Raw genomic sequence first — 24,386 nt, 5'->3', positions numbered from 1 at the left:
ACAATCATGAAAAGATATATTAAACCGGTAGTTATTAGTTTAATGGCAGCGACGTTATTTATGGAAAGTAGCTGTACAAAAGATTTTGATAAGATAAATACAGATCCAGTTGCTTATGGTAAAGAAAATTGGGATCCAAATTATACATTGAGCTCTGCACAATTATTTTATACAGGAAGTTTTGATTTTGCATACGATACATGGCGTGGAAATCTAATTTACTCGTCGACAATGATGCAGGGTCTATCGACTGTAGTGAGTTATTGGGCCGGCGATAAATATATGCTGAATGAAAGCTATACCGCGGCGTATTGGGGTACGGGTACAGTTGGGGCCTATATTGAGCAGGTTCGTAATATTGTGGATGTGGTTGAGTTTACAAAAGACAAACCAAAATATGCAAATCTGTACAATGTCGCACGTATTTGGAAAGCTTTAATTTTTGCTCGCTTAACTGATTTGTATGGTGATGTTCCCTATTCGGAGGCGGGACTGGGTTTTTATACCAAAGTTTATAAACCGAAGTATGATAAGCAGCAGGACATCTATAACGATTTGCTAAAGGAGCTTGAAACGGCTACTGCAGCATTAAAGGATGATGGTGATAAAGTCACTGGTGATGTTATTTATAAAGGTGATATTGCGAAATGGCGCAAATTTGGCAATTCTCTGCTCTTACGAACAGCGATGCGTTTGGTTAAAGTAGACGAATCTAAAGCGAAGGAATATGTACAGAAGGCTGTGGGTAAGACAATGGACAGTAATGCCGACAATGCATTTATTTTACACGATGAATCAGGATCTAGGGTTACTCAGAATAGAAATAGCCAGGTTTTATTGGGCGATGGTGGCCAAGAGAATTATTATGTAAAATGGTCTAAAACATTTATTGACTATCTAAAAAGCAATAATGATCCGAGGTTGCAAAAGGTTGCTGTTACAAAACTATATTTATCGGAAAAGGACAAAACACAGAACGGGAGTTTTATCACAGATCCAACCAAGCAAAAGGGGATGCCGAATGGAAAAGATTTGGGATCAAATGCACAGTATAACATTAGTAGCGACCCAAGTTACACGACATTTGCAGAATATTCTTCGCCCAATCCTAATATGATCAAGCGGACCGGTGCGACATTTATTTTGACCTACGGTGAATCCGAGTTGCTTTTGGCTGAGGCTGCCCAACGTTGGGGAGTAGGTGGTAGTGCAGGCGATCATTATAAAAAAGGTGTGAAGGCAAGCATTACCTATCTGAATCAGTATGATGGTTCTTTGACAATAAGTGATGCAGATGCTGAGACTTATTTGGCTGCGAATCCATATAATGCTGCTGATGCCTTAAAACAGATCAATACCCAATACTGGGCACATACGATAACGATGATGGATTTTTATGAAACTTGGAGCAACTGGCGCAGAAGTGGGTATCCGGCGTTAACTCCTGTGAATTATCCAGGAAATGCTACTTCGGGGACTATTCCTAGAAGATTCCCTTATCCTTCTACTGAAGCGGCTATCAATGGCGAAAACTACAGAGCAGCTTCAGCCGCAGTACCTGGCGGAGATAAGTTGTCTGGTCGAGTTTGGTGGGATAAATAATTACAATGGTTTGTTTTTGATTGAGGCTGAACTTTCGTAGTTTGGCCTCTTTAAACCTTTTATAAAATATGATAAACCTAAAAAATCAACTGCTATTTGCGATTGCGATTTCCTGTCTTGTTTTTTCATGTAAAAATACTACCGAAAAGAAAGATGTGGATGCCGTAAAAGCCAAGTCCTTGACCGGTACCTATAAGCTTATTGAAAGCAAAACAATCAAAGGGAAAGATACGGTAACTGCTTTTACGGACACGAGCAAAACCGAAATGTTTAAAATGTTCAATGATGACCATTTTTCCTTTTTTAACCACGATAAGGAAAAAGGTAAAGGTAAAGAACCGCTGTTTGTCGCAGGTGGGGGGACCTATTCTTTTGATGGTGTCAACTATCAAGAAAGATTACAATATTGTTCAATGCGCGATTGGGAAAGTAATAAGTTTGATTTTCAACTTACTTTAAAAGGAGATACATTGGTTCAGACAGGTGAGGAAAACTTACCTGAATTGGGAGTTAAACATACCATTGTGGAGACCTATCTAAAAGTTAAATAATCGATAATCTTATACCTGGAGTTTTAAAATCCTTATTAAGTTTATTTTATTAATGCAGACACTCAAGTTCATTCTTGAGTGTTTTTTGTTGAAAGGAGGCCCTTTAATGGGCTTTTGTGCATTTTTAGAATTATTTTAGAAAAAAAATAAAATTATATTGCAACATTTTCAGCAGAGCCCCGACTACATAGTAGAAACATAAGAATTAACAGTATTAATTTTAGAACGTGCAAAATCAGCTTAGCGATAAAGATTTATTAGCGATGTGCCAAACGGGCAATGAGTCTGGATTTGCACAGCTCTATCATCGGTATGCAAAAAAGATTTTTAATTCTATTTATCGGATTTTGTCCAATCAGGAAGAAAGTGAAGATATTTTACAGGAAACCTTTGTTGACTTTTTTTCAAGATCAGATAAATGGCATTTAGTTCTCAGTGTGGAAGCCTGGTTGAGAAGGATGGGGGTGAATAAGGCAATCTCACTGTTACGGAAGAATAAGCAATATTTTACGCCGGTGGATGATTTGGAAATCAAGGATGATGGCGAAGACGAATTGCTGGAAAAAGAATGGCGTGAATGTCGTTTGACAGATTTAGAGCATGTGATCGATCAATTGACAGGCGTACCTAAGATGGTTGTTAATCTTTACCTGTTTGAAAACATGAGCCATGATGAGGTTGCGGAAACATTGGGGATGACAGCGGTTGCTGTACGTAGTCAATATCACCGTGCTAAAAAGAAAATTTACGAAGAATTGAAGGAAAGGTATAATTATGCGGGATAATTTAAAAGATTTTGTGAACGCTAATCGGGAGGCATTTGATCAGAGAGAACCTTCGGCTGACTTATGGAATAAAATAAGACCACAAGTAGTTCCTCCTGTTCAGGAAAGAAAGATTAAGCCTTTATGGACGTGGGCTAGTATTGCGGCAGCAGCCCTGTTAGTTGGGACAGCAACTTTTATTGCTTTTAATCAACAACGAGCAATAGAAGTAGAAAAGCCTGTGGCTGCGGTACATCCTATTACTGTTCCGGAAAAAGAAGACAATGCAAAAGCAGTTGATGCTGAGGTGATGGGAATTCATACTGATAGCCAAGAGGCTTCAGCTCCCGTTAAGGCAATCGCCGGTATCGAAAGCAAAGGAAAACAATTGGCAAAAGCAAGCGTATCGGAAACTGCTCATCGTGAAATGGAAGAGAAAATGGATTACGTTCAGATGCTTCAGGATTCGAGTTCCGCAAGCACGCGTTTAAGTGCTGTCTTGGCGATGAAAGATGGGGGTAAGTTAGACCGGAATAGTGTGGGAGCTTTGGAAAAGACAGCAGTGTCAGATCAAAGTAGTAATGTCCGCATGGCTGCAATCGAAACCATATTAAGTGGACTTAGTCCAGAAGAACGTCAGCAGAAAGTTCAGGACTTCTTTGTGGAGCAAAATGACCCCACTTTACAAATGGAACTGATGCAAATGATGGCTCAACAGGAGGATCCGACGATGAAAGCAACAACAAAAGAAAAGTTAAATGAAATTGTGGAAGATCCATTTACCCTGAAATTTGTGAAGGAGCAAGCATATGCGGTATTATTAAATCAATAATAGGATATATTAAGGTAGAAGTCAGATTGTGTAGGTTAATCTATGAAAAAGCTTAAAATGCATTATTTGACAAATAATGAAGATAAATTAAAACGAAATGAAAAAGATAAGGATAATGATGATTGGGGTCGCACTGATCTTTGCAAGTGTATTGCAGGCCCAAGTAAATGAAACTGTAGAAAGTGTGGCTGCGCCAAAACCTCCTAATCCTCCTAAAAAGGCTAGAGCGGTTTCAGGAGTTGTTGTTAGTAATACTAATAATTTTACATACAGTTCTGCCGGATTCGGCCGTAAAAAGGGACCGAAAAACTGGAAAGAAATTAAAGTGCCCAACTTGGGGAATAAACTTTTACTAAAATTGGATAATGTTTATATTGAAGGTTATAAGGGAAACGATGTGCTGATTACAGCCAAGGTAGAGGAAAGTGAAGAAAATGACCGTGCAAAAGGCCTACGTGTGATCAATGGCTCGGGATTATCGGATAATTCAGGACTTGGTATGAACATCAAAACAGAAGGTGGAGTGACTGAAATAAGTATGGTTGGGATGCCCTTAGAAGATTCTATTCGTATCAAGATACCAATGGATTTACCTGTGACGATCAAAGGAGGGCGTGGGGCTATGTTTAATGCTGGAGTTATCGAATTAAAAGATATCCGGGCTGAGGTTGAAGTTGCTAGTACGATAGGCGACGTGAATTTATTGAATGTTACCGGGCCGATCAATGTAAAGGTTTCACAGGGAGATGTTACAGCCAAATTTGTTCAACCTGTCAAAGGACCGATTTCTTTAGTCGCTGCCATGGGCGCTGTAGATGTTGCCTTCCCAAAGAATTTCGGCGCTAATGTGGATGTAAAATCTGCTATGGGGAATATCTATGCTGCGGACGAATTTCAATTCGAAAAACCTGCCGAGGAAGCCAAATCAACTCCGATGGGTAACGCCGTGAAAGGCAAAATGAATGGTGGTGGACAGGATGTTATTTTAAAAACATCCATGGGAGATATCTATATAAGAACACAGAAATAATATATATAATAACATAGAAATAATAAAAAAAATAGCCTGTTATAAACAACAGGCTATTTTTTTAGTTCCATGCGGACGAGGTATTGATCATTCTCATCTTCATACAAAATTTGGACAACCCAACCCAGTTCGTGCGAAATTTTGATCAATAAATCCTGGTCTAAATAGAGCCATTTGAAAAGATTTCCTCGAGTCCCTTTGTACTCATACTGGTATTGAATTTCCCCAAAATAATGCGCTGGTTTTTTGATGTTGTAATCTTTGTACAAATAACTGATGTCTGAAGAGTCAAAAATCAGTTGGCCATTTTCAGTCAGTAACTCTTTACTATGCTGTAATAGTTTTCGAAAACCATCTACGTCACCGGCAAGACCTATTCCGTTCATTAAAAACAATAGCGTATCATATTTTTGGCCTTCGAATTTATAGAAATCTTCGCAGATAATATGTTGTACCCCGCGTTGTTGCATAATATGGCAAGCGGTTTGCGAGAGTTCCAGTGCATCTACTTCAAAACCTTTTTCTTGGAGATACAGGCTATGGCTGCCAACTCCTGCTCCAACATCCAGTACACGTCCATCACATAAGGATAGTCCAATAAATTCCAGTTCAGGAAAATCATCGGGTTCCCGAAAGAAAATCTCAACGGGCATTTCATCTTGGTCGCCATAACTTGTATTGAGTATTAAAGGGAACTTTTCTTCTTGATGTACAAAGTAATCATCTAAGGCCTCACCGTATACATCTCTATGCATTGTCATCATCAATCATTAATACTTTTTTTGCAATATATATGGAGTCCTCATCTCCTGTATGTTTCATTGGTTCGTCAGATAGCTTAATGACCGGGGTCCATTGATCATCTTCTGGTAAAGCGTCAGTCATCTTAATGACGATATTCATGGGTTTGAGTCCCACATCATTGGTGAAATTGGTGCCAACGCCAAAGGAATGCAATATTTTTCCCTCACAGTAGCTCGCGATTCTTTCGACCTTCTCATAGTCTAGGCCATCCGAGAATATGATTGTCTTTGAGAGGGGATTGATTCCATTTTTATTATAGTGTGCAATAACCTTATCTGTAAATTCAAGCGGGTCGCCGCTATCGTGGCGGACTCCATCAAATAATTTGGTTAACTTTTTGTCAAATTGCTGAAAGAAAACTTCCGTAGTATAGGTGTCCGATAGTGCTATTCCGAGGTCACCTCGGTAGACATCAGACCAATGTTCAAGACCAAGTAGATTGGCCATTTTATAACCGTATTTGGCGGCGTGAAACATAAACCATTCATGGGCGTGTGTGCCAATTGGTTTCGTCTCATATTTCATTGCCAAATGTACATTGCTGGTACCTATAAATGTTTTTTCGCCATATTGCTTCAGTGTGCGAACGACCATATCATGGACTTCATAAGAATGACGTCTGCGGGTGCCAAAATCAGCAATTGTGATATTGAGTTTTTTATATTTTTCGATTTTATCTTTGGCTGTGGCGATTACTTCTGCATCCGAGGCACGTTGTAGACCTTGGGATTCATAAAAAAGTTCACATATGAGCGACATCAACGGAACCTCCCAAAGAATAGTACGGTACCAGTACCCTTCGATAATGACTTCAAGGTCGGGGCCATCCTGGAATATTTTGATCTCTTCGGGATCGTAGCGATAACCTTGAAGAAAGTCAAAATAGGTTGGGTCTATATAAGGACATGTTCTGGCAAAAAATGCCTTTTCTGCTTTTGTTAACTTCAAATTAGCCATCTCATTGACGGCTTCCTTCAGGAGCACGTCAAAACCATCGGGAAATTTATGATGTCCCCGGTTAATAAAATGATAACGTGCCTTGGCCTTTGGAAACAACTTAACCACAGCATGCTGCATGGTGAATTTGTAAAAGTCATTATCTAATATAGAGGTAAATGAAGCCATCTTTATCGATCTGTTTTTTTGTTTGAAGCGGTAAATTTACTAATTAACGTGAAAATGTATGGATTGTTCATGATAAATATAAAAAGACATGCATATAAAAGGCGGATAAAATTTTTCATTTTACCCGCCAGATATGAATTATTATTTTACTCGGCTGTCATTATCTTGTTCTAGATCTTTCTGATCCTTGTGAAGAACGTCCAGAGCTACGTTCACCGGAGCTTTCTGAAGACCTTGATCGCGATACGGACGATGAATTGTCTGTATTTGATCTACTTCTTGTGTTTTCGTAGCTCCGATTTTGAGTTGGTTGTGCTACAGGTTGCGATACCGGTTGGCTCGAACGGCTCCTGCTGCCAGCGTTGTTATTTCCATTTTGGACAGGCTGTGACACCGGTTGGCTTGAACGTGTTCTACTGCCATCATAATTTCCATTTCGTTGCGGCGTTGTTGTCGGTACTCGTGGAGGCACAGTCTGATTAGAGCTGCTTGCATTTGACCGCGAACGTGAATTATAATCTGTGTTTCTATTGTAGTCTGTACTTCTGCCGTTTACAACACCATTATTATCAACGGAGCCATTTTGTCTATTTCTACTGGTAGATGTAGGGTTGTTATTGTTTGAAGCATCCGATTGGCGACCTGATCGTGTTCTAAAATCATAGTTATTCGAATTAGGTTGTGTACCGTTCGTATTTCTATTTACAGTTCCATTGTCGCTGCTTCTCGTATTATTATTTGAACTACGACTCGAGCCACCGCTGTTGGCATCATTACGAGACCTTACAGAAGCATTTCCACTGTTATCGATATATAACTCACGACTTCCTGATCTTGAATCGATGTTGTCTCGATTGCTGATAACACGATTGGTACGATCTGAAATCTCACTATTGTTATTACGTGTTCGGGTAGATGCATCCACGACATTTGTAGGACGTGCAGAAGATCTTGTATTACGGTCTACATTTGGACGGTACATACTGATTTCATTACTACGATTGCTGCTACTGCGGGCAGATCCAGGTCGATCGGCATTTGCAATTCTATTAACTGTTACGCTTCTTCCTGTCGAACGTTCGATGTCAGATCTTCGAGGGCCACCAACATAATAGTTGTTGTTAATTATCGTTGTATTGTTGATAATGGTGGTTCTGTTATAGATAATATTGTAATTTCTTCGATTAACATAATATCTATCCATATCCCTATTCATAAAGTGATTGACTCCCACAAATGTCCAAAAGTTCATTGGAATATTAACAGATACATTTATACTCATGCCCGGGCCCATTGGTGCCCAACCGTAGTAGTCGTTACTTTGACGCCAATTTACCCATGCTGGCCCCCATTCATAGTCAGGAACCCATCCCCATCCATAACGGTCATTGTAGTTCCAGCGACCATAGTGAAATGGAGCCCAACCCCAGTCATAGTTGGATACCCAGGTATTACCATAGTCGGTCATTGTCCAATAACCATTGGTTGCATAAGGCTGGAAGTTCGGGCCAACGTCCGGAATCCAGACATAACCATAATTGGGATCATTAACCCATTGTCCGTAAGGGGAGAGTTGATCATAGAACATCTGGAACGAAACTCCAGCATTGTTATAATTGTTATAACCATTATATCCACTCCGTTGGGCCATTGAAGTCGCGCAACTTGAAAAAGAAGCGATACCTATAAAACCAAGTACCCAATATTTTATGTTGCCTAAATTTTTCATGACTGTAATATTTAAAAGTGTGACAAAACTCTATTGTATTGTCTTTGTTATTATGACAGCATAACGTATAAAATGGTTTAATCGGTACACTGGAAATCTGATTTTTTTTATATAAAAGTCAAATTGATGATCTTTTTACATAAACGACAATTTTAGATACATATTTTTTATTTACCTTTACCGCTCGAATTGCTACGTGTTTGTTCAGCATAAGACGTGTTTTATGACACATTAATTTGAAATAGACATCATTTAAATGGCTAAAAAACTTCAGACTTTTTTTCTAGAATTCGCAAACATTCACCGTTTTTTGCTACGGTTTTGGCGCGAATTGGTAACTCCACCATATGAATTTAAAGAAATTGTCCGCCAGTGCTATGAAATAGGCTACAAATCTTTGCCTTTGATCAGTTTAACGGGGTTTATTGTTGGATTTGTCTTTACAAAACAATCGCGTCCTTCTTTGGAAGAATTCGGGGCGACTTCGATGTTGCCTTCGCTTATTTCGATTGCTATTGTTCGTGCTCTTGCACCGCTGGTGACAGCTTTAATAGCTTCGGGTAAAGTGGGCTCGCAAATCGGTGCGGAACTAAGTTCGATGAATGTCACGGAGCAAATCGATGCCATGGAAGTTTCGGGAACTAATCCATATAAGTATCTTATTGTAAGTAGAATATTAGCTACAACTATTGGGATTCCTGTACTATGTTTTTATGTAGCGGGTATAGGTCTTTTAGGCGGTTACCTAAGTATGATGAGTAAAGACGACTTAAGCTTTTTGAGTTTTTTTACGCAAGTATTTGAGACGATAGCATTTAAGGATTTAGGTGCTATGGTTTTGCGTGCGGTTATATTTGGTTTTACTATTGGAGCTGTAAGTTGTTATTGCGGTTATTTTTCTTCAAAGGGGACTGAAGGTGTGGGTAAGGCAGCCAATGCTGCCGTTGTAGCTTCGATGTTCCTTGTATTTATTGAGGAAATAATTATTGTTCAAGTTTTATCGTTCTTTGGATAGCGAGCTATGGAAAAGATTAAATCAACCATCGACCATTCGAAGCCGGTCATTGAAATTAGGGATGTTAGCAAGTCTTTCGGTGATAATCACGTCCTACGTGGTGTCAACCTGGATTTATATAAAGAAGAAAATCTCGTTGTGCTTGGACGTTCTGGAACGGGGAAATCAGTGTTGATCAAATTGATTTCTGGTTTATTAAGACCGGATGAGGGGACGATCAATGTTTTGGGAGAGTCAGTTCTTGAATTAAATGATCGCGAACTGCGTGAATTACGCTTAAAAATAGGGTTTTCTTTTCAGAATAGTGCGCTTTATGATAGTATGACTGTGCGCGAAAATTTGGAATTTCCATTGGTTCGAAATAAACGGAACTTAACACGTTCGGAGATCAACTACGCTGTAGAAGAGGTTTTGGATGGAGTAGGGCTTTCGCAAGCTATCAATCAGATGCCATCGGAGTTGTCGGGTGGACAACGTAAACGAATTGGTATTGCGCGCACACTGATTCTTAGACCTGAAATCATGATGTACGATGAACCAACAGCAGGACTAGATCCGATCACTTGTTTGGAGATTAATGGATTGATTAATGAGGTTCAGGAGAGGTATAAAACAGCATCAATTATTATTACGCATGATTTAGCTTGTGCGAAAGAGGTGGGAGACCGTATTGTAATGTTGTTGGATGGCAAGTTTGAAAGACAGGGGTCTTTTGAAGAGATTTTTGATACAGATGACGCACGTGTAAGAGCGTTTTATAATTATAATTTTATTCTATAATATACATGAGTAAGGCAGAAAATAAAAGAGCAATCATTGTCGGTATTTTTGTTTTTTTAGGCGTATTGATTCTTTTAGCGGGTATTTTTATTTTGGGTAGCCAGCAAAAGAAATTTACTAGAAATATCGAAATTACGACTTCATTTCCCGATGTCGCTGGATTGAAAGTGGGGAGTAATGTGTGGTTTTCTGGGGTTAAGGTAGGGATCATTAAGAATATACATTTTAAAAGCGTGCAGGATGTTGAGGTGGTATTGACAATCGAGGAGAAATCTGCTGAATATATTCGTAAAGATGCTGTAACAAAATTGGGCTCGGACGGTTTGATTGGTAACAAGATCGTAGTGATTTCTGGAGGGTCGCAAAATGCGCCAACAGTGGAGACAGGTGATTTCTTGCGTTCGGCGAAGACTGCGGACATGGAAGCAATGATGGAAACATTGCAGGTAAATAATGAAAACTTAGCAAAGATTACGACTGACTTTGTAGAAATATCACGTGGATTGGCGGACGGAAAAGGAATGGTTGGAGCGATGTTGACCGATACTTCTATGGTTAATACATTGCGTGCTACATTATTGTCAATCAGTGCTGCAATGAATAATGCGAATAAAGCATCTGCTAATTTGGTTACCTTGACAAACTCTTTAAATAGCAATAAGGGCTTGATTCATGATTTAACGACTGATACCGCTATATTCTCTAACCTGCGTCAGTCTGCAGCGCAGTTGCAAGGAGTTTCTCAGACAGCAAATGCATTGATAAACAATTTGAATAATGCTTCAAGTCGATTGAATGATAAAGATAATGCGGTGGGTGTGTTATTGAATGACCCGGCATCGGCAAATCAAATTAAATCGGCAATCAATAATTTAAATTCGAGCACATCCAAACTGGACGAGAATATGGAGGCATTGCAGCATAATTTCTTGTTGCGTGGTTTCTTTAAAAAGAAGATGAAGGAGGATGCGAAAAAAGCTGAGTTGCTTAAAGCGGACACTGCAAAGTAAGTTGTGTTAAAAAAGAACATAAGGAAAGGCTGTACGCTTGCGTAGGGCCTTTTTTAATAAATAATAGCGTCATTATGGGATCCAACTCAACAGGTCTTAGCACTGTATAGTATTTGGATAACCCTTTTATATTTGAAAGAAATGAATCACAGCGAAATAACCGATAAAGACGTCATTTACGAAGACAATCATCTCATCGCTATAAATAAGAAAGCCGGGGATATTGTGCAGGTGGATGAAACAGGAGACCTATCTTTAGAAGATATGGTGAAAGTATATTTGAAAAAGAAATATGATAAGCCAAATGAAGCATTTGTTGGTGTTATTCATCGATTAGATAGACCTGTTAGTGGTATGATTTTGTTCGCCAAAACAAGCAAGGCGCTAGAGCGAATGAATAAATTTTTTCAGGATAGACATGTGAAAAAGACCTATTTGGCAATCGTTAGACAGCGTCCGCGAAAAACTGAGGGGAAACTTATCAATTGGTTGGTTCGGAATAGACAAACAAGGGTAACAAAGGCCTTTCCACGCGAGGTGAAAGGCGGAAGTTATGCCGAGTTGGATTATACATTGGTGGGTGAGTTGAATGGATTCTATTTGCTGCGCGTAGAGCCTTTAACAGGTCGTACACATCAGATTCGTGCGCAACTTGCAGCGATGGGATGTCCTATTGTTGGTGATAATAAGTATGGATATCCAAGAGGCAGTTCTTTGGGCAGTATTTGTTTACATTCTCGTTCATTGACCTTTACGCATCCAATAAAAAAGGATAAGATGGAATTGATCGCTTCTTTGCCGAAAGATGGCTTTTGGGATAAATTTGAATCTTTGGCACGCTAATCGTTAAAATTTCAGTACCTTTGTGCTATGAAATGGTTTAAATATTTACTCCTAATATTTACCTTAAGCTGCTCGGCTGTGTCTGTTTCGTACGGACAGTGTGCGATGTGTACATTGAACGCTGAGAATTCTACGAAGGAAGGAAATATGCAAGGAAGAGGTCTGAATGACGGTATTTTGTTTCTATTGGTAATACCTTATCTAGCCGCGGCGGGCCTTGGTTATTTATGGTATAAAAAATACCGCAAGAAGAACCCCGTAACAAAGAAATTTTTAAACGAAATAAAATAGATTCTTAATGCCCACATCCAAATTCCATGCAATGATACATTCCAAATGTCCGAAGTGTCATATTGGTAATGTATTTGTAGGAAAGGTATACAGTTTACATAAGCAGCATATGAATGATACTTGCCCTTATTGTGGTGTCAAGTACGAGGTTGAGCCGGGGTATTTCTATGCTGCCATGTATGTGAGTTATGCTTTGTCTGTCGCTGAGATTGTTACTGTATCTGTTGCTATCGCAATTTTGACAGGAAGCGAGTCTCCTTGGTCTTATCTGATTGGTCTAGCTGTAACCATTTTGGTCTTCGCACCTTTTAATTTTAGATATGCCCGTTTGATTTTACTTCATTTTTTAACGCCAAAAATCAGTTATGATCCGCGCTATGAATTGGCGGCAGAGATAGGTGAAAAGAATAATAAGAACTTTGAAGAAGATGGTAACGATATTAATGAAATAAAAAAATAAAAGAGCTCCACAGAGCTCTTTTATTTTTTTAGATACTTCATGGTACTGTCGAAAAGGAACACCTTGTCTTTATATACTTCCGAAATGAGTTGTTGTAATGGAATTAGATGCACTTGCTGAAAATCTGCTATATGGTCTTCTGTAGGGAGTATAACTTGAATGCAGTAGGTCATACCTTCGTGTGGAGACTGTAGCATTTCCAGAAAATGCACTTGAAATTTTTGGGATTGCACGATATTATCCTGAATCCATGAAACGACCTCTTGATGGATTGTTTCTTCTGCTATAACGGAGACATTGTATAAAAACATATGCAAAAATACGCTATTTTTCTGCGATAAAAAAGATTCTAAAGGACAGAACCGAGATAAGTTTGAATATTACATTTAATTACTATATCTTGTAAAAATAAGGTTGCATTTCATGCAATTCCGTATTTAATTGCAATATTTGGAATAAATGATAAGGATGTATTTGGGATTATGAGGATGAAATTTTGGATAGGTTTGTTTTTTTCTGCCATGATCATGTTGGGGTGTCAACGACATAGTGTTGATCTTATTCCAATAAATCAATTTTTTTCTACACCTGAAAAATCAAATTTTAAGATTTCTCCAAATGGTCGATTTATCGCTTACATTGGCTTAGATAATCATTGCAAAAATATCTATTTAATAGATTTGATCAATAAGGATAGTTCCAAACAGCTTACTTATCAAAATGATATTAATGTAAAATCCTTCGCTTGGAACAATGATTCAAAAATTTCCTTTTTGACGGAACAATCTTCGCAGGACAGTTTACGTTTATATGCTGTGGACATCAACACAGAAAAGATTTGGCCATTGATTAAACCGGTACGAGGTCGGTTTCGATGGATTCATGCTATGGCGACCGGAGGTGATAGTTTTATAGCGGGAATCAACGATAGAGACTCTTCTTTTTTTGACCTTTATCGTATCTATTTAGACGGGAGGCCTCGGGAATTGGTTTTACAGAATCCCGGAAATATGAGCTCCTGGGTTGTATCTAATGATGGGCAGGTACGATTGGCTGTGGCCAACGATTCTGTACAGCAATCTGTGCTCTATAGAAGTTCAGAAACAGAACCATTTAAAGAGATTATACGATGTGATGTTGAAAGTAGTTTTACTCCACTGGGTTATAAGGATAGTTCAAATGCCATCATTTATGCTTTATCCAATATAGACAGGGATAAACTGGCCTTGGTAAGTTATGATTTATTAAACCAAAAAGAGCTGGGCGAGCTATATAGTCATAAAGATGTTGACGTGAGCCCTGGGGGGTATTTCACTGAACAGAATAAGCTGTTATTTGTCAATTATAGCACATCAAGACAGAACAGACATTTTTTTGATGAGGCTACCAAAAAGAAATATGATCAATTGTCGAAGCAGATTGATGGCTTTGAGTTTCAGGTATTGAATACTGATATTTCGGGGAACAAGGTCATTATCAAAACCTATACGGACGTAAACCCGGGCGGGATTTATTTCTATGATTTTTCGACTCAAAAATTAACGAAGCTAACAGATAATAATTCCGATCTAAAAGACAAAGAACTTTCTCCAAATGAGTATATCACTTATACGGCGAGAGATGGCATTCAGATTTCGGGTTATTTAACTTATCCCATTCATTCCAATCGCAAAAATCTGCCTATGGTTGTATTGCCCCATGATGGACCTAACGGACGGGAGGTTTGGGGATTCGATAACGAAGCGCAGTTTTTGGCGAACAGGGGTTATTTGGTTTTTCAGATGAACTATAGGGGATCGACCGGTTTTGGTAAGAAGTTTTGGACTGCGGGATTTAAGGAATGGGGCGGGAAGATTCAGGATGATATTACTGATGGAGTAAAATGGTTGATTAAAGAAGGAATTGCTGATCGGGAACGTGTCGCTATTGTAGGGAAAGGTTTCGGAGGCTATTCGGCGCTACACGCTGCTTGTTTTAATTCTGATCTTTATAAATGTGCCGTGTCTTATTCCGGCTATACCAATCTGTTCACTTACTTTAGAGATATACCGCCATATTTTAAATCGTATGTGCAGAAAATGTATCAAGTAGTTGGGAATCCGATTCGGGAGGCTGAGCTATTTAAAAATATTTCACCTGTATTTCATTCGGATAAAGTAAAGATACCGGTGCTATTGGTACAGGGAGGAAAGGATCGGTTTAGTTCGGTAACAGATGCAAATCAATTTGTACAGAAATTAAAGAATAATAATATTCCCGTACAATACATCCTAAAAGAGGACGAGGATAGAACTTTTAAACGGGACGAGAATGTCTTTGGTTACTATAATGAGTTGGAGCGATTTTTGGCGAAATATCTTGTAGACTAAGGGCGGGAGATTATGAAAGCAGAGAAATATAGCTATCGAAAAAATTACGGATTATTGTTGATGTTTTTCATCGTGATTAGTGGTCTGTATATATTTGCCCTTTTTCTTTCGCGTAATTATACAGAATCGCATATTAAGAACGAATTTACCAATCGGAAATCGGAGATATTTGATCAAACCTTAGTCCCTTTCAATGATTTTTTTCAGAATAGAATTCCTGAAGTATCTTTTTATCAAGGTTTTTTGGATTCAGTCCAGGCGGGAAAATATGCATATAGTATATTAAGTTCCTACCCATTCGTTAGAGAAATTGGTTTTTTTGATTTACAATTTAATAATGATCATAACTTGAACTATGGTTTTATTGTTAATAACCTTAGAATTCAACCGAAAACCATTACTTTTTTTACCGTTTCCAGGTCTGGCCTGAATAAAAATACGATTCGGGATCGTGGACAGATGGGCTTGCATTCCGAAGAGATTAATAATATTGGTGTGAAGCTGGCAACTTATATCGATAAATTGCAACCGAATGCCAAGCTTTCTGATAAGGATATTCTGAAGGTTTTTTATACCATAAGACCTGGACAGATTACCTATCTGAATATTCCAAGGGTCAACGACTTAATAGTCTATAAGTCCATTATGGAAGGTAATTTGGATCATACTGTCGGATATGAACAGGATATGTTCAATTTTCAGATTGATCCAATGTATCTGGAAGTAAAAAATAGTTATTCAAATCTTTATGAGAAAGTAGAAATAGTGCCACTGGTTGGTGCTCCGATCACGCCGGAAAATGACGAGATTTCAACGGAGATGCCGTTACCTGGAGCGTTAGCAGACTACAAACTTCTTTTTAGGTCGAGTAAAAGTTTTCTGTCAAAAGAGATAAATCGCAGTTTTTGGCCGGTATTGGGAGGGGTATCCCTGATTTATATTATTTTGATTGCAATATTATATTTAATTTATAGAAATTTAGAAATTAACGGAAGACTTTTTAAATTGCAGTACGATTTCATCAATAATCTTACCCACGAGTTTAAGACGCCTGTGAGTGTTATTAAAATTGCTGGAAATAATATTAAGAGTGCGCAGGTACTCTCTGATGAAGAGCGGAAAATGTATGGAAATATATTAGATCAGGAGGCAGACCGATTAAATAACTTGATGAATAAGCTGTTGTCTTTTAGTCAGATCGAAAATAAAACCATAAAATTAAATAAAGAAGAAGTTGATTTGGAGGAATTTACCGAAAATCTAGTAGCTTCGTCAAGAATAAAATATGCGGATTTCAAGATTAGCACAAAAATTGATGTAAGAACATCAATGCTTGCAGATCCGGTACTGTTAAGTAGTGTGTTTCAAAATATGATCGATAATGCCTATAAATATTCGAAAGCGGGGCATAAAATCTTAGATATTGCGATACAACAAAACAAGAAGAATTTTGTTATCACTTTTAAGGATGAAGGAATAGGTATTGAGAAGGCAGAGTTTAACAACATCTTCAAAAAGTTTTATAGAATAAAAAGTCAATATAATCAGCAAGGAAGTATCGGTTTGGGCTTGGCTTTCTGTAAAGAGATTACCGAATTTATAGGCGGTGATATTACAGTAAAAAGTCAATTGGGACAGGGGACCACCTTTACCTTGGTATTTCCGGTTTAAAAAATAAATTTAAATATGAATAAAGACATCACTGTTGCTGTTATTGAAGATGATGAGAACTTACGGTTCTTGGTAAAACATCGATTGGAATCCGAAGGCTATCAGGTCATTCAGAGTGGAAATGGGAATGAAGCGGAAAGTTTGATCTTGGAAAAGAGACCCGATGTGGTTTTGTTGGATTGGATGCTTCCAGGAAAAGAAGGCAACGAAATCTGTGAAGATGTCCGTAAAGCCGGGTTTGAGAATATCATTATCATGATGACAGCGAAGTCTCAAGATGTGGACAAAATTGAAGCCTATAGCTTTGGTGTGACTGATTACATTAGTAAGCCATTCAATATGGATGTGCTTATTGCTATGATCGATAATAAGGTGAAATTTTTCTTACCTAAGAACAGTCCCGAAGTATATAAATTTGGGCAAACGGAACATCATCCGAATATTCATTCCTTAATACGTGACGGAAGGAAAGTTGAGTTGACCATTTTGGAAAACCGAATTTTGCTTCATTTTTTACAAAACTTAGGCCGGGAGATTACACGCGAGGAGTTAATGGAGGTTGTCTGGGGTTATAGCTCCAATGTCAACACACGTACTTTGGATATGCATGTGGTTCGTTTAAGGAAAAAGATCGAAACAAATCCAGATAAGCCACATTATCTACAAACAGTTCGGGGGCTGGGGTATAAATTTGTTGATGAGGAAGAGATTTAATTTTATTTAACGGGTAAGAATTTGTTTTGTTGAAAACAATTATTATCTTCGTATAGATTCAAAGCAAGACCATGTTTCCTGACGAGGGAAATATGGTCTTGTTTCTTTTTTAAAAAGTAGAAAATAAGAAAAAAGATAAAATTATGGCAGAAGTAACTTATTTTACGGAAGAAGGATTGCGTAAGCTTAAAGAAGAATTGGCTTATCTGAAGACGGAAGGAAGGTCTAAAATTGCCAATGCTATTGCAGAGGCTAGAGACAAAGGAGATTTGTCAGAAAATGCAGAGTATGATGCAGCTAAAGAAGCTCAGGGGCTTCACGAAGCTAAAATTGCCAATTTGGAGAATACATTGGCGACTGCACGTTTAATTGATGAGTCCAAATTGGATACATCTAAAGTTTTGGCCTTATCGATTGTTAAGATCAAGAACAAAAAGAATGGTGCTGAAATGACTTATCAATTGGTGGCGGAGTCAGAAGCAGATTTGAAGTCGGGCAAGATTTCAGTTAAATCTCCTATTGCCCAGGGTTTGTTGGGAAAATCGAAAGGTGATACAGCTGTTATTGAAGTGCCTGCCGGTAAAATTGAATTCGAGATCGTAGAGATTTCAAGATAATATATGTCGGTTATGTGCGGTATGCCATAACCGCACATCCACAAATTAACTTTATATTAAGAAGGTCGTGATATAGTAATCGCGACCTTTTTTGTTTATATTTGTTGGCAGTAGAAAAACAGGGTGTGATAAAATCTGCAGTTAAATTTTTAATTGCTAACATACCGAAGGCTTTGCATTTTAAAGTCTGTTTTTTGCTAATTATTGTTTAAAAGATTTATTCCAAGATTAGAATAATATGTCGACAATTTTTTCAAAAATCGTTGCTGGGGAGATCCCAGCTTACAAAGTTGCAGAAAGTAATGATTTTCTAGCTTTTTTGGATATCAGTCCATTGGCTAAGGGGCACGTTCTTGTGATCCCTAAGAAAGAGACCGATTACATTTTTGATATAGAAGATGATGAATATATGGCGCTTTGGGTCTTTGCTAAGATTGTTGCTCAAGGTATTAAAAAGGTAATTCCCTGTGTAAAAGTTGGTGTTGCAGTTGTTGGTTTAGAAGTGGCTCACGCACATATACATTTGGTGCCTATTAATAAAATTAGTGATTTAAACTTTGCTGGACCTAAATTGAGCTTGGCAGAGGACGAACTTCATGAAATTGCGACTACTATTCGCGAGTCTATCGTCAGTATAACTGCTCAAAATCAATAATTAGAAAGGATTATATTACACTTGATTTACGTTCGTTTTTTAGAAGAATGCTATATTTGTACCTTGTCGTTTCAAATTTGTACAGAGATAAGCGTGGAAGTTGTTCTAAAAAAGGAACGCAACATTGATTTTTACTAAAGGTTATGCATGAACTCTTGTTGTCATTTCAACAATTATTAAACCCGGAGGAGCTATTGAGTTCAGGAGGGTTTTATCTGGTTATCTTAATTGTATTTGCTGAGACGGGCCTATTTTTTGGATTTTTTCTACCTGGGGATTATTTATTATTTCTTGCAGGATTATTTTGCGCGCTAAATAAAATTGACGTTAATATATACACGCTTTGTTTGGGCTTGTTTATAGCGGGAGTGTTAGGGAATTTTACAGGGTATTGGTTTGGTTATCGAGCGGGGCCGATGCTGTTTAAGCGAAAAGATAGTTTCATCTTTAAGCGAAAATATGTGGTCATGGCCGAAGAATTTTACCATAAATATGGTGGAACTGCTTTAATTATAGGAAGATTTGTTCCAATAGTTCGTACTTTTGCACCTATCTTTGCAGGTGTTGTAAAATTAGATTTTAAGAAGTTCGTTCTGTATAATGTTGCCGGAGCTGCCATTTGGGTACTTGTATTGACCCTGTCTGGATATTTCCTTGGTATTGAGTTCCCTTGGATTATACATTATGTAGAATATGTTGTCGTTGGTATGATTGTGATCGCATTTTTACCAATTGCAATAACGTTGTTAAAAAAGCGTATAAAAGATAAAAGAAACAAACAAAATATACAGTAAAATAAAAAATGAGTAAACAAAACCCTTGGCACATGGTTTCTCCAGGTGAGAATGTTCCAAATGCCGTAAATGCTATCATTGAGATTACAAACGGATCCAAAGGAAAGTATGAATTAGACAAAGAAACTGGTTTGTTGCTTTTGGACAGAGTAATGAGTTCATCTGTCGTTTATCCTGCCAATTATGGTTTTATCCCACAGACTTATTGCGATGACAAAGATCCTTTGGATATTTTGGTCATTTGTTCAGTGGATATTTTACCATTAACATTGGTTGAAGCACAGGTCATTGGTGTGATGAATATGGTTGATGGTGGAGAACAAGATGATAAAATTATTGCGGTAGCTAAAAATGATCCCGTTTTTAATTACATTAAAGATATTGATCAGTTACCTCCGCATACCATGAAGGAGATTGTACAGTTCTTTGAGAGTTATAAAGCACTTGAAAAGAAGCATGTCATTGTTGAGGGTGTAAAAGGACGTGAAGAAGCACAAAGAATCTTGATCGAGGCTATCGATTTGTACAAAAAAGAATTTGTTAACAAATAACCCCAAGCATGGCGCTCGATATATTTTGGACATTGTTTTTAGTATTGGCCAACGGCTTTTTTGTCGCGGCAGAATTTGCTATTGTCAAGGTCCGAGTCTCCCAAATTGAAGTTCAGGCAAAAACAGGTAGCAAAGTTGCTACAATAGCCAAAAGTATAACGGAGCATTTGGATGGTTATTTGGCCGCTACACAATTGGGTATTACACTTTCTTCACTGGCCTTAGGTTGGGTAGGAGAGGCTGTAATGACCCAAATTGTGCAGGGGGTACTAGGTTTTTTCGGTGTTGAATTGACAGGTACAATCGCGACGAATGCAGGTCATATATTGGCTTTTACGATTATTACCGTGTTACACATTGTATTTGGAGAGCTCGCTCCTAAATCAATTGCGATTCAAAAACCTGTTGCAACAACAATGAAAATTGCGGTTCCACTGCAATTTTTCTACTTTATCTTTAGACCATTTATTTGGATTTTAAATGGTTTCGCTAATTTTCTGTTGAAGATTTTAGGATTTGAAGTTACTAAAGGGGAATCTGCACACTCTTCTGAAGAGTTGCAATATCTTTTGGATAAAGGTAAGGAGTCTGGTGCTTTGGATATTTCTGAGCACGAGTTGATCAAAAATGTATTTGATTTTAACGAACGTATCGTTAAGAATATTATGGTACCTCGTACCAAAATTGTGGCTGTGGAGGTCACGGCTGATGCCTCTGAGCTGATAGAAACCATGACTGAAGAAGGGTACTCTCGTCTGCCAATTTATGAGGATAATATTGATCAAATCGTTGGTATTGTCCATACGAAAGATATTTTACCCCTCTTAGCTAAAGGAAAAGAGGTTGTCATGAGAAATATCATGCGCAAACCTTATTTCATTCCTGAGACGAAGAAGATCAATGATCTAATGGCTGAGTTCCAGCAAAAGCGTCTACAGTTAGCGATTGTATTGGATGAATTTGGTGGAACTGCGGGTATGGTTACCCTGGAAGATATTGTTGAGGAACTTGTTGGTGAGATTCAGGATGAATACGATGAGGAAACTCCAGTTGTCGAACGTATCTCGGAAACGGAATATATGGTCGATGCAGGCGCTAGTATTCATGATGTGAATGAATTTCTCCCGATAGAATTACCCGAGAGTCAGGATTACGATACGATGTCCGGTCTGGTGAGCGAAATCTTTGATAAGATTCCTGAAGTCGGTGAGCGTAAAGAAGAATATGGTTACGTATTCACTATTATCCGTAAGGCCCAGCAGAACATAGAGTTTGTCAAATTGGAATTGGTCGAATCGGCCGATGATGATACAGAAGAATAAAACAATAACGAAAGCACATGCAGTTATTTTTTACACCGGATTTAAACCCTTCATTAGAAAATTTTATCCTTAGTGAAGAAGAAAGTAAACATGCTATTCGTGTGCTTCGTATGGATACTGGTGATCGCCTACATCTCATAGACGGTCGCGGTGGTTTGTACGAAGCTCAAATTATTGACCCTCATCCCAAACGTACTGTTCTTACGATCTTAACTGTTGAGGAGGAATTTCAGCAGCCAAAATATCATTTGCATATTGCTGTTGGTCCAACGAAGAATATTGATCGCATCGAATGGTTTTTGGAGAAGGCGACTGAGGTTGGCATTCAAGAAATAACTCCAGTTATCTGTGAGCATTCTGAGCGAAAAGAGGTGAAATTAGATCGTCTAAATAAGGTGGTAGTTGCAGCGATGAAACAATCGTTGAAAGCCTATCTTCCCAAGCTAAATCCAGCAGTATCGTTTAAACAGTTTTTGAGAGAAATCCCAAAAGAAGGTGTTCAAAAGGCAATTGCACACTGTGTTGACGCTGAAAAGAAGTATTTAAACCAGGTTTTGGAGCCTGCCCAGCATTATATTATCCTCATTGGTCCGGAAGGAGATTTCTCTGAAGAAGAAATTGATTTGGCACTACAGATGGGGTTTCATCCGATTTCGTTGGGAGAAGCGCGTTTAAGAACCGAAACGGCTGCTTTAGCAGCTTGTATGGAAGTTTCCCTGCTGAATAGAGGATAGGGGATAAAAGACGGACCCTGGCCCACTAAATGGGCTGTGAGAGATCTGCAAAGCCCATTTAATGGTTTAATAATAGACGCTAGTTTATTTTATTGGTTCTGCATCTACAATCTGGATTTCAGCATTTCCTTTAAGCGGATCTTTGGTAAAGATCATTTTCCCTTTTAATTTAATCGGATCTTCAGAGAATTTTATTGCATTGCCCTTTAATGTTACTTCAACCATTGGTGGTATTCCGTTGGATCCACAGAATTGGCATTGCATCACGGGTAATACAGACATCATAAAGTTTTTATGATTACGACCACTATGAAGAGGAACCATATAACCTGGTAATTCAACAATTTTATTTTCAAGCGCTTTAAGTTCTTTTGGGTAGAAAGGAGTATATACTTTCTTTGCCCCATTATAAGTTACTTTATAAGCCATTTTATCAATTGCTTCCCAAGTTTTGTTCATCATAGGTGTATGATCGGGAACATCCGGATTATTGCCTATTTGGGCTTGGGACTGTATGGTACAGAATAATATAAATAAGAATACTGTCAGTGTTTTTTTCATGTGTTATGCTATTGTTATGTATCGAGTGTTATGTATCGAGAAGCTGTTCGAATGTATTTTCCGTTTTCCTGCCTAGAGGATAAGCTGCTCTTCTTATTGCGATCTTTTGTCGTTGTGTAATCTTAGTTAAACTTATTTATTTGATAGTGTTCCAGAAATACTTGTCCTGTAGGCCTTGATCGCCGGAATAAGTGCTGCGAAGATACCTATTAGACAAGCAACAAACAAGAAAATCAGTTCTTTAGGATGAAGTGTAAAAGCCTCTATAAAATCGGCGCTTTGACTTGTCTGATTACTGATATAGTAAAGCGCTAGATGTGCCATTATAAGCCCAATTAACCCACCAAGAATCGTAATGATTAGTCCTTCAAGAAGCACAATGGCAAAGAGTTTTCCTTTGGAGGCTCCAAGCGTACGCATGATGGCAAGATCGTATTTACGTTGCTTTAATGCGTTATATAAATTAATAAAGACGCTTAAACCTGCAATAAACATAATTACATAAGCGAGTATCGATAAAGAATCTATCCCTACGCCTAATAACGAGAATAGACGAGTGCTTTCCATGGCGGGAGATGCGGCCTGCATGTCTGTTTGCTGATCAATCAATTTTGGCAAAATTCCGATCGCTGCAGGGGATTGATATTTTAGTAGAATGGCGGTTATTTCCAGTCCATTCTGTTTTACCATGTCGGCACCTATTGACTTCACAAACATGCCTTCCTCTGCGTGCTCATGATGGTCTTCCTGCTCCTGATGCCCTTTTTCGTTCGTTTGGGCTGGAGCAGATGAATTTTCTGCTATATCTTCACCATGATGGTGCAGATGTGCTTTGAGGGTTTCCTCCCGGTCTTCTTGGCGTTCCCGTAATTCTTTCTCTACTGCTGTTTCTTGATGCTCATGTTTATGTGCAATGCCATGTACATCCCAAACACTTTCTAAGTTGGTTAGTATTAAGTTATCGGTAACGTTATTGTTATGTTTTAGAATACCAACAATGGTAAACGGATGTTCGTCATGATGATGTCCATCTTTGCTCAAGCCATGTGAACTATGGATCTGATCGCCAATTTTGAGCTGTTGTTTTTTTGCAACTTGATCACCAATGACTACTTCAAAGTTATTTTGCCAGATACGGCCTTCAGTTATTGCTGTTTCATAAATAGCTAAGAAAGATGAATCTGTTCCAACAATGCGATGGCCTTTGAAATTGTCACCTAAAGATAGGGGCACTGCAAGCTGAACAAGGGGATTTTGGCGTAATGGTTCCAGTTCGTCCAGTGGGATATTGCCGGTTGGATTGTCAATATGATAAATACTTGATAAGATCAATTGAAGGGGGCTTCCCTTGGCTCCAACAACCAAATCAATATTTTTACTGTTATTGTCAAGCTGCTTTTCAAAAGTTTCGCCGGTAATTGAAAGCACGGCAAGGATGGAAATTCCAAACGCCGTTAACAGAATGCTTAGAAAGACCGAGCCAAACTGCCTACTTAAATTTTTCCAAACCAATTGTATCGTGTTCATAACAAATTCTAAAAACTAAGGGTGACGCGTAAATT

At 38.3% G+C, this 24,386-nt stretch carries 26 protein-coding genes; 20 read left to right on the top strand and 6 right to left on the bottom strand.

Annotated features, from left to right (window positions below):
• Nucleotides 1–6: 6 nt before the first annotated feature.
• From IQ31_RS07460 to IQ31_RS07440, 5 genes are all read left to right on the top strand, one after another.
• Entirely contained in the window at nucleotides 7–1,602 is a 1,596-nt protein-coding gene (locus tag IQ31_RS07460; protein WP_088160656.1) for a SusD/RagB family nutrient-binding outer membrane lipoprotein, read from the top strand.
• A gap of 68 nt (nucleotides 1,603–1,670) precedes the next feature.
• Nucleotides 1,671–2,153 (top strand): hypothetical protein, encoded by a 483-nt coding sequence (locus tag IQ31_RS07455; RefSeq protein WP_075991653.1) that lies wholly within the window; start codon nucleotides 1,671–1,673, stop codon nucleotides 2,151–2,153.
• Between the two features lie 227 nt (nucleotides 2,154–2,380).
• On the top strand, nucleotides 2,381–2,938 hold the full coding sequence (locus IQ31_RS07450; RefSeq protein WP_075991654.1) for an RNA polymerase sigma factor: 558 nt from the start codon (nucleotides 2,381–2,383) through the stop codon (nucleotides 2,936–2,938).
• Nucleotides 2,928–3,749: a hypothetical protein gene (locus IQ31_RS07445; RefSeq protein ID WP_088160658.1), complete on the top strand. Its 822-nt coding sequence runs from the start codon at nucleotides 2,928–2,930 to the stop codon at nucleotides 3,747–3,749. Before IQ31_RS07450 ends, IQ31_RS07445 begins: the two co-directional genes overlap by 11 nt.
• 97 nt (nucleotides 3,750–3,846) lie before the next feature.
• Nucleotides 3,847–4,779, top strand: a complete 933-nt coding sequence (locus tag IQ31_RS07440) for a DUF4097 family beta strand repeat-containing protein (protein WP_083663539.1) — start codon at nucleotides 3,847–3,849, stop codon at nucleotides 4,777–4,779.
• A gap of 53 nt (nucleotides 4,780–4,832) precedes the next feature.
• Here IQ31_RS07440 and IQ31_RS07435 read toward each other — a convergent pair whose 3' ends face one another.
• The 3 genes from IQ31_RS07435 to IQ31_RS07425 all read right to left on the bottom strand — a co-directional run bounded on the left by IQ31_RS07435 (nucleotide 4,833) and on the right by IQ31_RS07425 (nucleotide 8,437).
• A complete protein-coding gene (locus IQ31_RS07435; protein WP_244294405.1) occupies nucleotides 4,833–5,543 on the bottom strand; it encodes a class I SAM-dependent methyltransferase in 711 nt (236 codons plus the stop codon).
• Nucleotides 5,527–6,708, bottom strand: a complete 1,182-nt coding sequence (gene pncB / locus IQ31_RS07430) for a nicotinate phosphoribosyltransferase (protein WP_088160660.1) — start codon at nucleotides 6,706–6,708, stop codon at nucleotides 5,527–5,529. The genes IQ31_RS07435 and pncB overlap by 17 nt, the downstream gene beginning before the upstream one ends.
• Nucleotides 6,709–6,868: 160 nt before the next feature.
• Nucleotides 6,869–8,437 carry a DUF6600 domain-containing protein gene (locus IQ31_RS07425; RefSeq protein ID WP_145327595.1) on the bottom strand — a complete coding sequence of 523 codons (1,569 nt, stop codon included), beginning with the start codon at nucleotides 8,435–8,437 and terminating at the stop codon, nucleotides 6,869–6,871.
• Nucleotides 8,438–8,693: 256 nt separating this feature from the next.
• Here IQ31_RS07425 and IQ31_RS07420 point away from each other — a divergent pair, with 256 nt between their 5' ends.
• From IQ31_RS07420 to IQ31_RS07395, 6 genes are all read left to right on the top strand, one after another.
• Nucleotides 8,694–9,452 (top strand): MlaE family ABC transporter permease, encoded by a 759-nt coding sequence (locus tag IQ31_RS07420; RefSeq protein WP_075991659.1) that lies wholly within the window; start codon nucleotides 8,694–8,696, stop codon nucleotides 9,450–9,452.
• A 6-nt stretch (nucleotides 9,453–9,458) separates the two neighbouring features.
• On the top strand, nucleotides 9,459–10,232 hold the full coding sequence (locus tag IQ31_RS07415) for an ABC transporter ATP-binding protein (RefSeq protein WP_075991660.1): 774 nt from the start codon (nucleotides 9,459–9,461) through the stop codon (nucleotides 10,230–10,232).
• Between the two features lie 5 nt (nucleotides 10,233–10,237).
• On the top strand, nucleotides 10,238–11,242 hold the full coding sequence (locus IQ31_RS07410; RefSeq protein ID WP_070567326.1) for an MlaD family protein: 1,005 nt from the start codon (nucleotides 10,238–10,240) through the stop codon (nucleotides 11,240–11,242).
• A gap of 141 nt (nucleotides 11,243–11,383) precedes the next feature.
• Entirely contained in the window at nucleotides 11,384–12,085 is a 702-nt protein-coding gene (locus tag IQ31_RS07405; RefSeq protein WP_070567324.1) for an RluA family pseudouridine synthase, read from the top strand.
• Nucleotides 12,086–12,112: 27 nt separating this feature from the next.
• Complete coding sequence (locus IQ31_RS07400; protein ID WP_070567322.1) at nucleotides 12,113–12,376, top strand: hypothetical protein; 264 nt, start codon at nucleotides 12,113–12,115, stop codon at nucleotides 12,374–12,376.
• Nucleotides 12,377–12,485: 109 nt separating this feature from the next.
• Nucleotides 12,486–12,836, top strand: coding sequence for a DUF983 domain-containing protein (locus IQ31_RS07395; protein ID WP_232475712.1), 351 nt, complete (start codon nucleotides 12,486–12,488; stop codon nucleotides 12,834–12,836).
• Nucleotides 12,837–12,856: 20 nt separating this feature from the next.
• On the opposite strand, the gene IQ31_RS07390 is transcribed toward IQ31_RS07395, so the two are convergent.
• On the bottom strand, nucleotides 12,857–13,147 hold the full coding sequence (locus IQ31_RS07390; RefSeq protein ID WP_070567317.1) for a DUF4286 family protein: 291 nt from the start codon (nucleotides 13,145–13,147) through the stop codon (nucleotides 12,857–12,859).
• 177 nt (nucleotides 13,148–13,324) lie between these two features.
• On the opposite strand from IQ31_RS07390, the gene IQ31_RS07385 reads away from it, so the two are divergent.
• From IQ31_RS07385 to IQ31_RS07345, 9 genes are all read left to right on the top strand, one after another.
• A complete protein-coding gene (locus IQ31_RS07385; protein ID WP_145327594.1) occupies nucleotides 13,325–15,205 on the top strand; it encodes an alpha/beta hydrolase family protein in 1,881 nt (626 codons plus the stop codon).
• 12 nt (nucleotides 15,206–15,217) lie between these two features.
• Nucleotides 15,218–16,876 carry a sensor histidine kinase gene (locus IQ31_RS07380; protein ID WP_088160664.1) on the top strand — a complete coding sequence of 553 codons (1,659 nt, stop codon included), beginning with the start codon at nucleotides 15,218–15,220 and terminating at the stop codon, nucleotides 16,874–16,876.
• Nucleotides 16,877–16,891: 15 nt separating this feature from the next.
• Nucleotides 16,892–17,590, top strand: a complete 699-nt coding sequence (locus IQ31_RS07375; protein WP_046674214.1) for a response regulator transcription factor — start codon at nucleotides 16,892–16,894, stop codon at nucleotides 17,588–17,590.
• Nucleotides 17,591–17,733: 143 nt separating this feature from the next.
• On the top strand, nucleotides 17,734–18,207 hold the full coding sequence (gene greA / locus IQ31_RS07370; protein ID WP_046674213.1) for a transcription elongation factor GreA: 474 nt from the start codon (nucleotides 17,734–17,736) through the stop codon (nucleotides 18,205–18,207).
• Nucleotides 18,208–18,445: 238 nt separating this feature from the next.
• Nucleotides 18,446–18,862 carry an HIT family protein gene (locus tag IQ31_RS07365; protein ID WP_075991665.1) on the top strand — a complete coding sequence of 139 codons (417 nt, stop codon included), beginning with the start codon at nucleotides 18,446–18,448 and terminating at the stop codon, nucleotides 18,860–18,862.
• Between the two features lie 143 nt (nucleotides 18,863–19,005).
• Complete coding sequence (locus tag IQ31_RS07360) at nucleotides 19,006–19,656, top strand: DedA family protein (protein ID WP_075991666.1); 651 nt, start codon at nucleotides 19,006–19,008, stop codon at nucleotides 19,654–19,656.
• 8 nt (nucleotides 19,657–19,664) lie between these two features.
• Nucleotides 19,665–20,207, top strand: a complete 543-nt coding sequence (locus IQ31_RS07355) for an inorganic diphosphatase (RefSeq protein WP_075991667.1) — start codon at nucleotides 19,665–19,667, stop codon at nucleotides 20,205–20,207.
• Between the two features lie 8 nt (nucleotides 20,208–20,215).
• Nucleotides 20,216–21,529: a hemolysin family protein gene (locus IQ31_RS07350; RefSeq protein WP_088160665.1), complete on the top strand. Its 1,314-nt coding sequence runs from the start codon at nucleotides 20,216–20,218 to the stop codon at nucleotides 21,527–21,529.
• A 17-nt stretch (nucleotides 21,530–21,546) separates the two neighbouring features.
• Entirely contained in the window at nucleotides 21,547–22,263 is a 717-nt protein-coding gene (locus IQ31_RS07345) for a 16S rRNA (uracil(1498)-N(3))-methyltransferase (protein WP_145327593.1), read from the top strand.
• Between the two features lie 84 nt (nucleotides 22,264–22,347).
• Here the strand turns inward: IQ31_RS07345 and IQ31_RS07340 are convergent, their stop codons facing one another.
• The gene (locus IQ31_RS07340) at nucleotides 22,348–22,824 is read right to left on the bottom strand and encodes a hypothetical protein (protein ID WP_070567302.1); all 477 of its coding nucleotides are present in this window, start codon (nucleotides 22,822–22,824) and stop codon (nucleotides 22,348–22,350) included.
• 132 nt (nucleotides 22,825–22,956) lie between these two features.
• Nucleotides 22,957–24,351 carry an ABC transporter permease gene (locus IQ31_RS07335; protein WP_145327592.1) on the bottom strand — a complete coding sequence of 465 codons (1,395 nt, stop codon included), beginning with the start codon at nucleotides 24,349–24,351 and terminating at the stop codon, nucleotides 22,957–22,959.
• Nucleotides 24,352–24,386: the final 35 nt, after the last annotated feature.

Source organism: Sphingobacterium siyangense, from assembly GCF_007830445.1.
Classification (GTDB): Bacteria; Bacteroidota; Bacteroidia; order Sphingobacteriales; family Sphingobacteriaceae; genus Sphingobacterium; species Sphingobacterium siyangense.
The sequence above is the reverse complement of the archived record's forward strand: the minus strand, read 5'-3'. Positions and strand labels throughout refer to the sequence as shown.

Coding starts and splice junctions, on each gene's coding strand:
- IQ31_RS07460 (WP_088160656.1), top strand. CDS start 7: ATGAAAAGATATATTAAACCGGTAGTTATTAGTTTAATGGCAGCGACG.
- IQ31_RS07455 (WP_075991653.1), top strand. CDS start 1,671: ATGATAAACCTAAAAAATCAACTGCTATTTGCGATTGCGATTTCCTGT.
- IQ31_RS07445 (WP_088160658.1), top strand. CDS start 2,928: ATGCGGGATAATTTAAAAGATTTTGTGAACGCTAATCGGGAGGCATTT.
- IQ31_RS07440 (WP_083663539.1), top strand. CDS start 3,847: ATGAAAAAGATAAGGATAATGATGATTGGGGTCGCACTGATCTTTGCA.
- IQ31_RS07435 (WP_244294405.1), bottom strand. CDS start 5,543: ATGATGACAATGCATAGAGATGTATACGGTGAGGCCTTAGATGATTAC.
- pncB (WP_088160660.1), bottom strand. CDS start 6,708: ATGGCTTCATTTACCTCTATATTAGATAATGACTTTTACAAATTCACC.
- IQ31_RS07425 (WP_145327595.1), bottom strand. CDS start 8,437: ATGAAAAATTTAGGCAACATAAAATATTGGGTACTTGGTTTTATAGGT.
- IQ31_RS07420 (WP_075991659.1), top strand. CDS start 8,694: ATGGCTAAAAAACTTCAGACTTTTTTTCTAGAATTCGCAAACATTCAC.
- IQ31_RS07415 (WP_075991660.1), top strand. CDS start 9,459: ATGGAAAAGATTAAATCAACCATCGACCATTCGAAGCCGGTCATTGAA.
- IQ31_RS07410 (WP_070567326.1), top strand. CDS start 10,238: ATGAGTAAGGCAGAAAATAAAAGAGCAATCATTGTCGGTATTTTTGTT.
- IQ31_RS07405 (WP_070567324.1), top strand. CDS start 11,384: ATGAATCACAGCGAAATAACCGATAAAGACGTCATTTACGAAGACAAT.
- IQ31_RS07400 (WP_070567322.1), top strand. CDS start 12,113: ATGAAATGGTTTAAATATTTACTCCTAATATTTACCTTAAGCTGCTCG.
- IQ31_RS07395 (WP_232475712.1), top strand. CDS start 12,486: ATGAATGATACTTGCCCTTATTGTGGTGTCAAGTACGAGGTTGAGCCG.
- IQ31_RS07390 (WP_070567317.1), bottom strand. CDS start 13,147: ATGTTTTTATACAATGTCTCCGTTATAGCAGAAGAAACAATCCATCAA.
- IQ31_RS07385 (WP_145327594.1), top strand. CDS start 13,325: ATGAAATTTTGGATAGGTTTGTTTTTTTCTGCCATGATCATGTTGGGG.
- IQ31_RS07380 (WP_088160664.1), top strand. CDS start 15,218: ATGAAAGCAGAGAAATATAGCTATCGAAAAAATTACGGATTATTGTTG.
- IQ31_RS07375 (WP_046674214.1), top strand. CDS start 16,892: ATGAATAAAGACATCACTGTTGCTGTTATTGAAGATGATGAGAACTTA.
- greA (WP_046674213.1), top strand. CDS start 17,734: ATGGCAGAAGTAACTTATTTTACGGAAGAAGGATTGCGTAAGCTTAAA.
- IQ31_RS07365 (WP_075991665.1), top strand. CDS start 18,446: ATGTCGACAATTTTTTCAAAAATCGTTGCTGGGGAGATCCCAGCTTAC.
- IQ31_RS07360 (WP_075991666.1), top strand. CDS start 19,006: ATGCATGAACTCTTGTTGTCATTTCAACAATTATTAAACCCGGAGGAG.
- IQ31_RS07355 (WP_075991667.1), top strand. CDS start 19,665: ATGAGTAAACAAAACCCTTGGCACATGGTTTCTCCAGGTGAGAATGTT.
- IQ31_RS07350 (WP_088160665.1), top strand. CDS start 20,216: ATGGCGCTCGATATATTTTGGACATTGTTTTTAGTATTGGCCAACGGC.
- IQ31_RS07345 (WP_145327593.1), top strand. CDS start 21,547: ATGCAGTTATTTTTTACACCGGATTTAAACCCTTCATTAGAAAATTTT.
- IQ31_RS07340 (WP_070567302.1), bottom strand. CDS start 22,824: ATGAAAAAAACACTGACAGTATTCTTATTTATATTATTCTGTACCATA.
- IQ31_RS07335 (WP_145327592.1), bottom strand. CDS start 24,351: ATGAACACGATACAATTGGTTTGGAAAAATTTAAGTAGGCAGTTTGGC.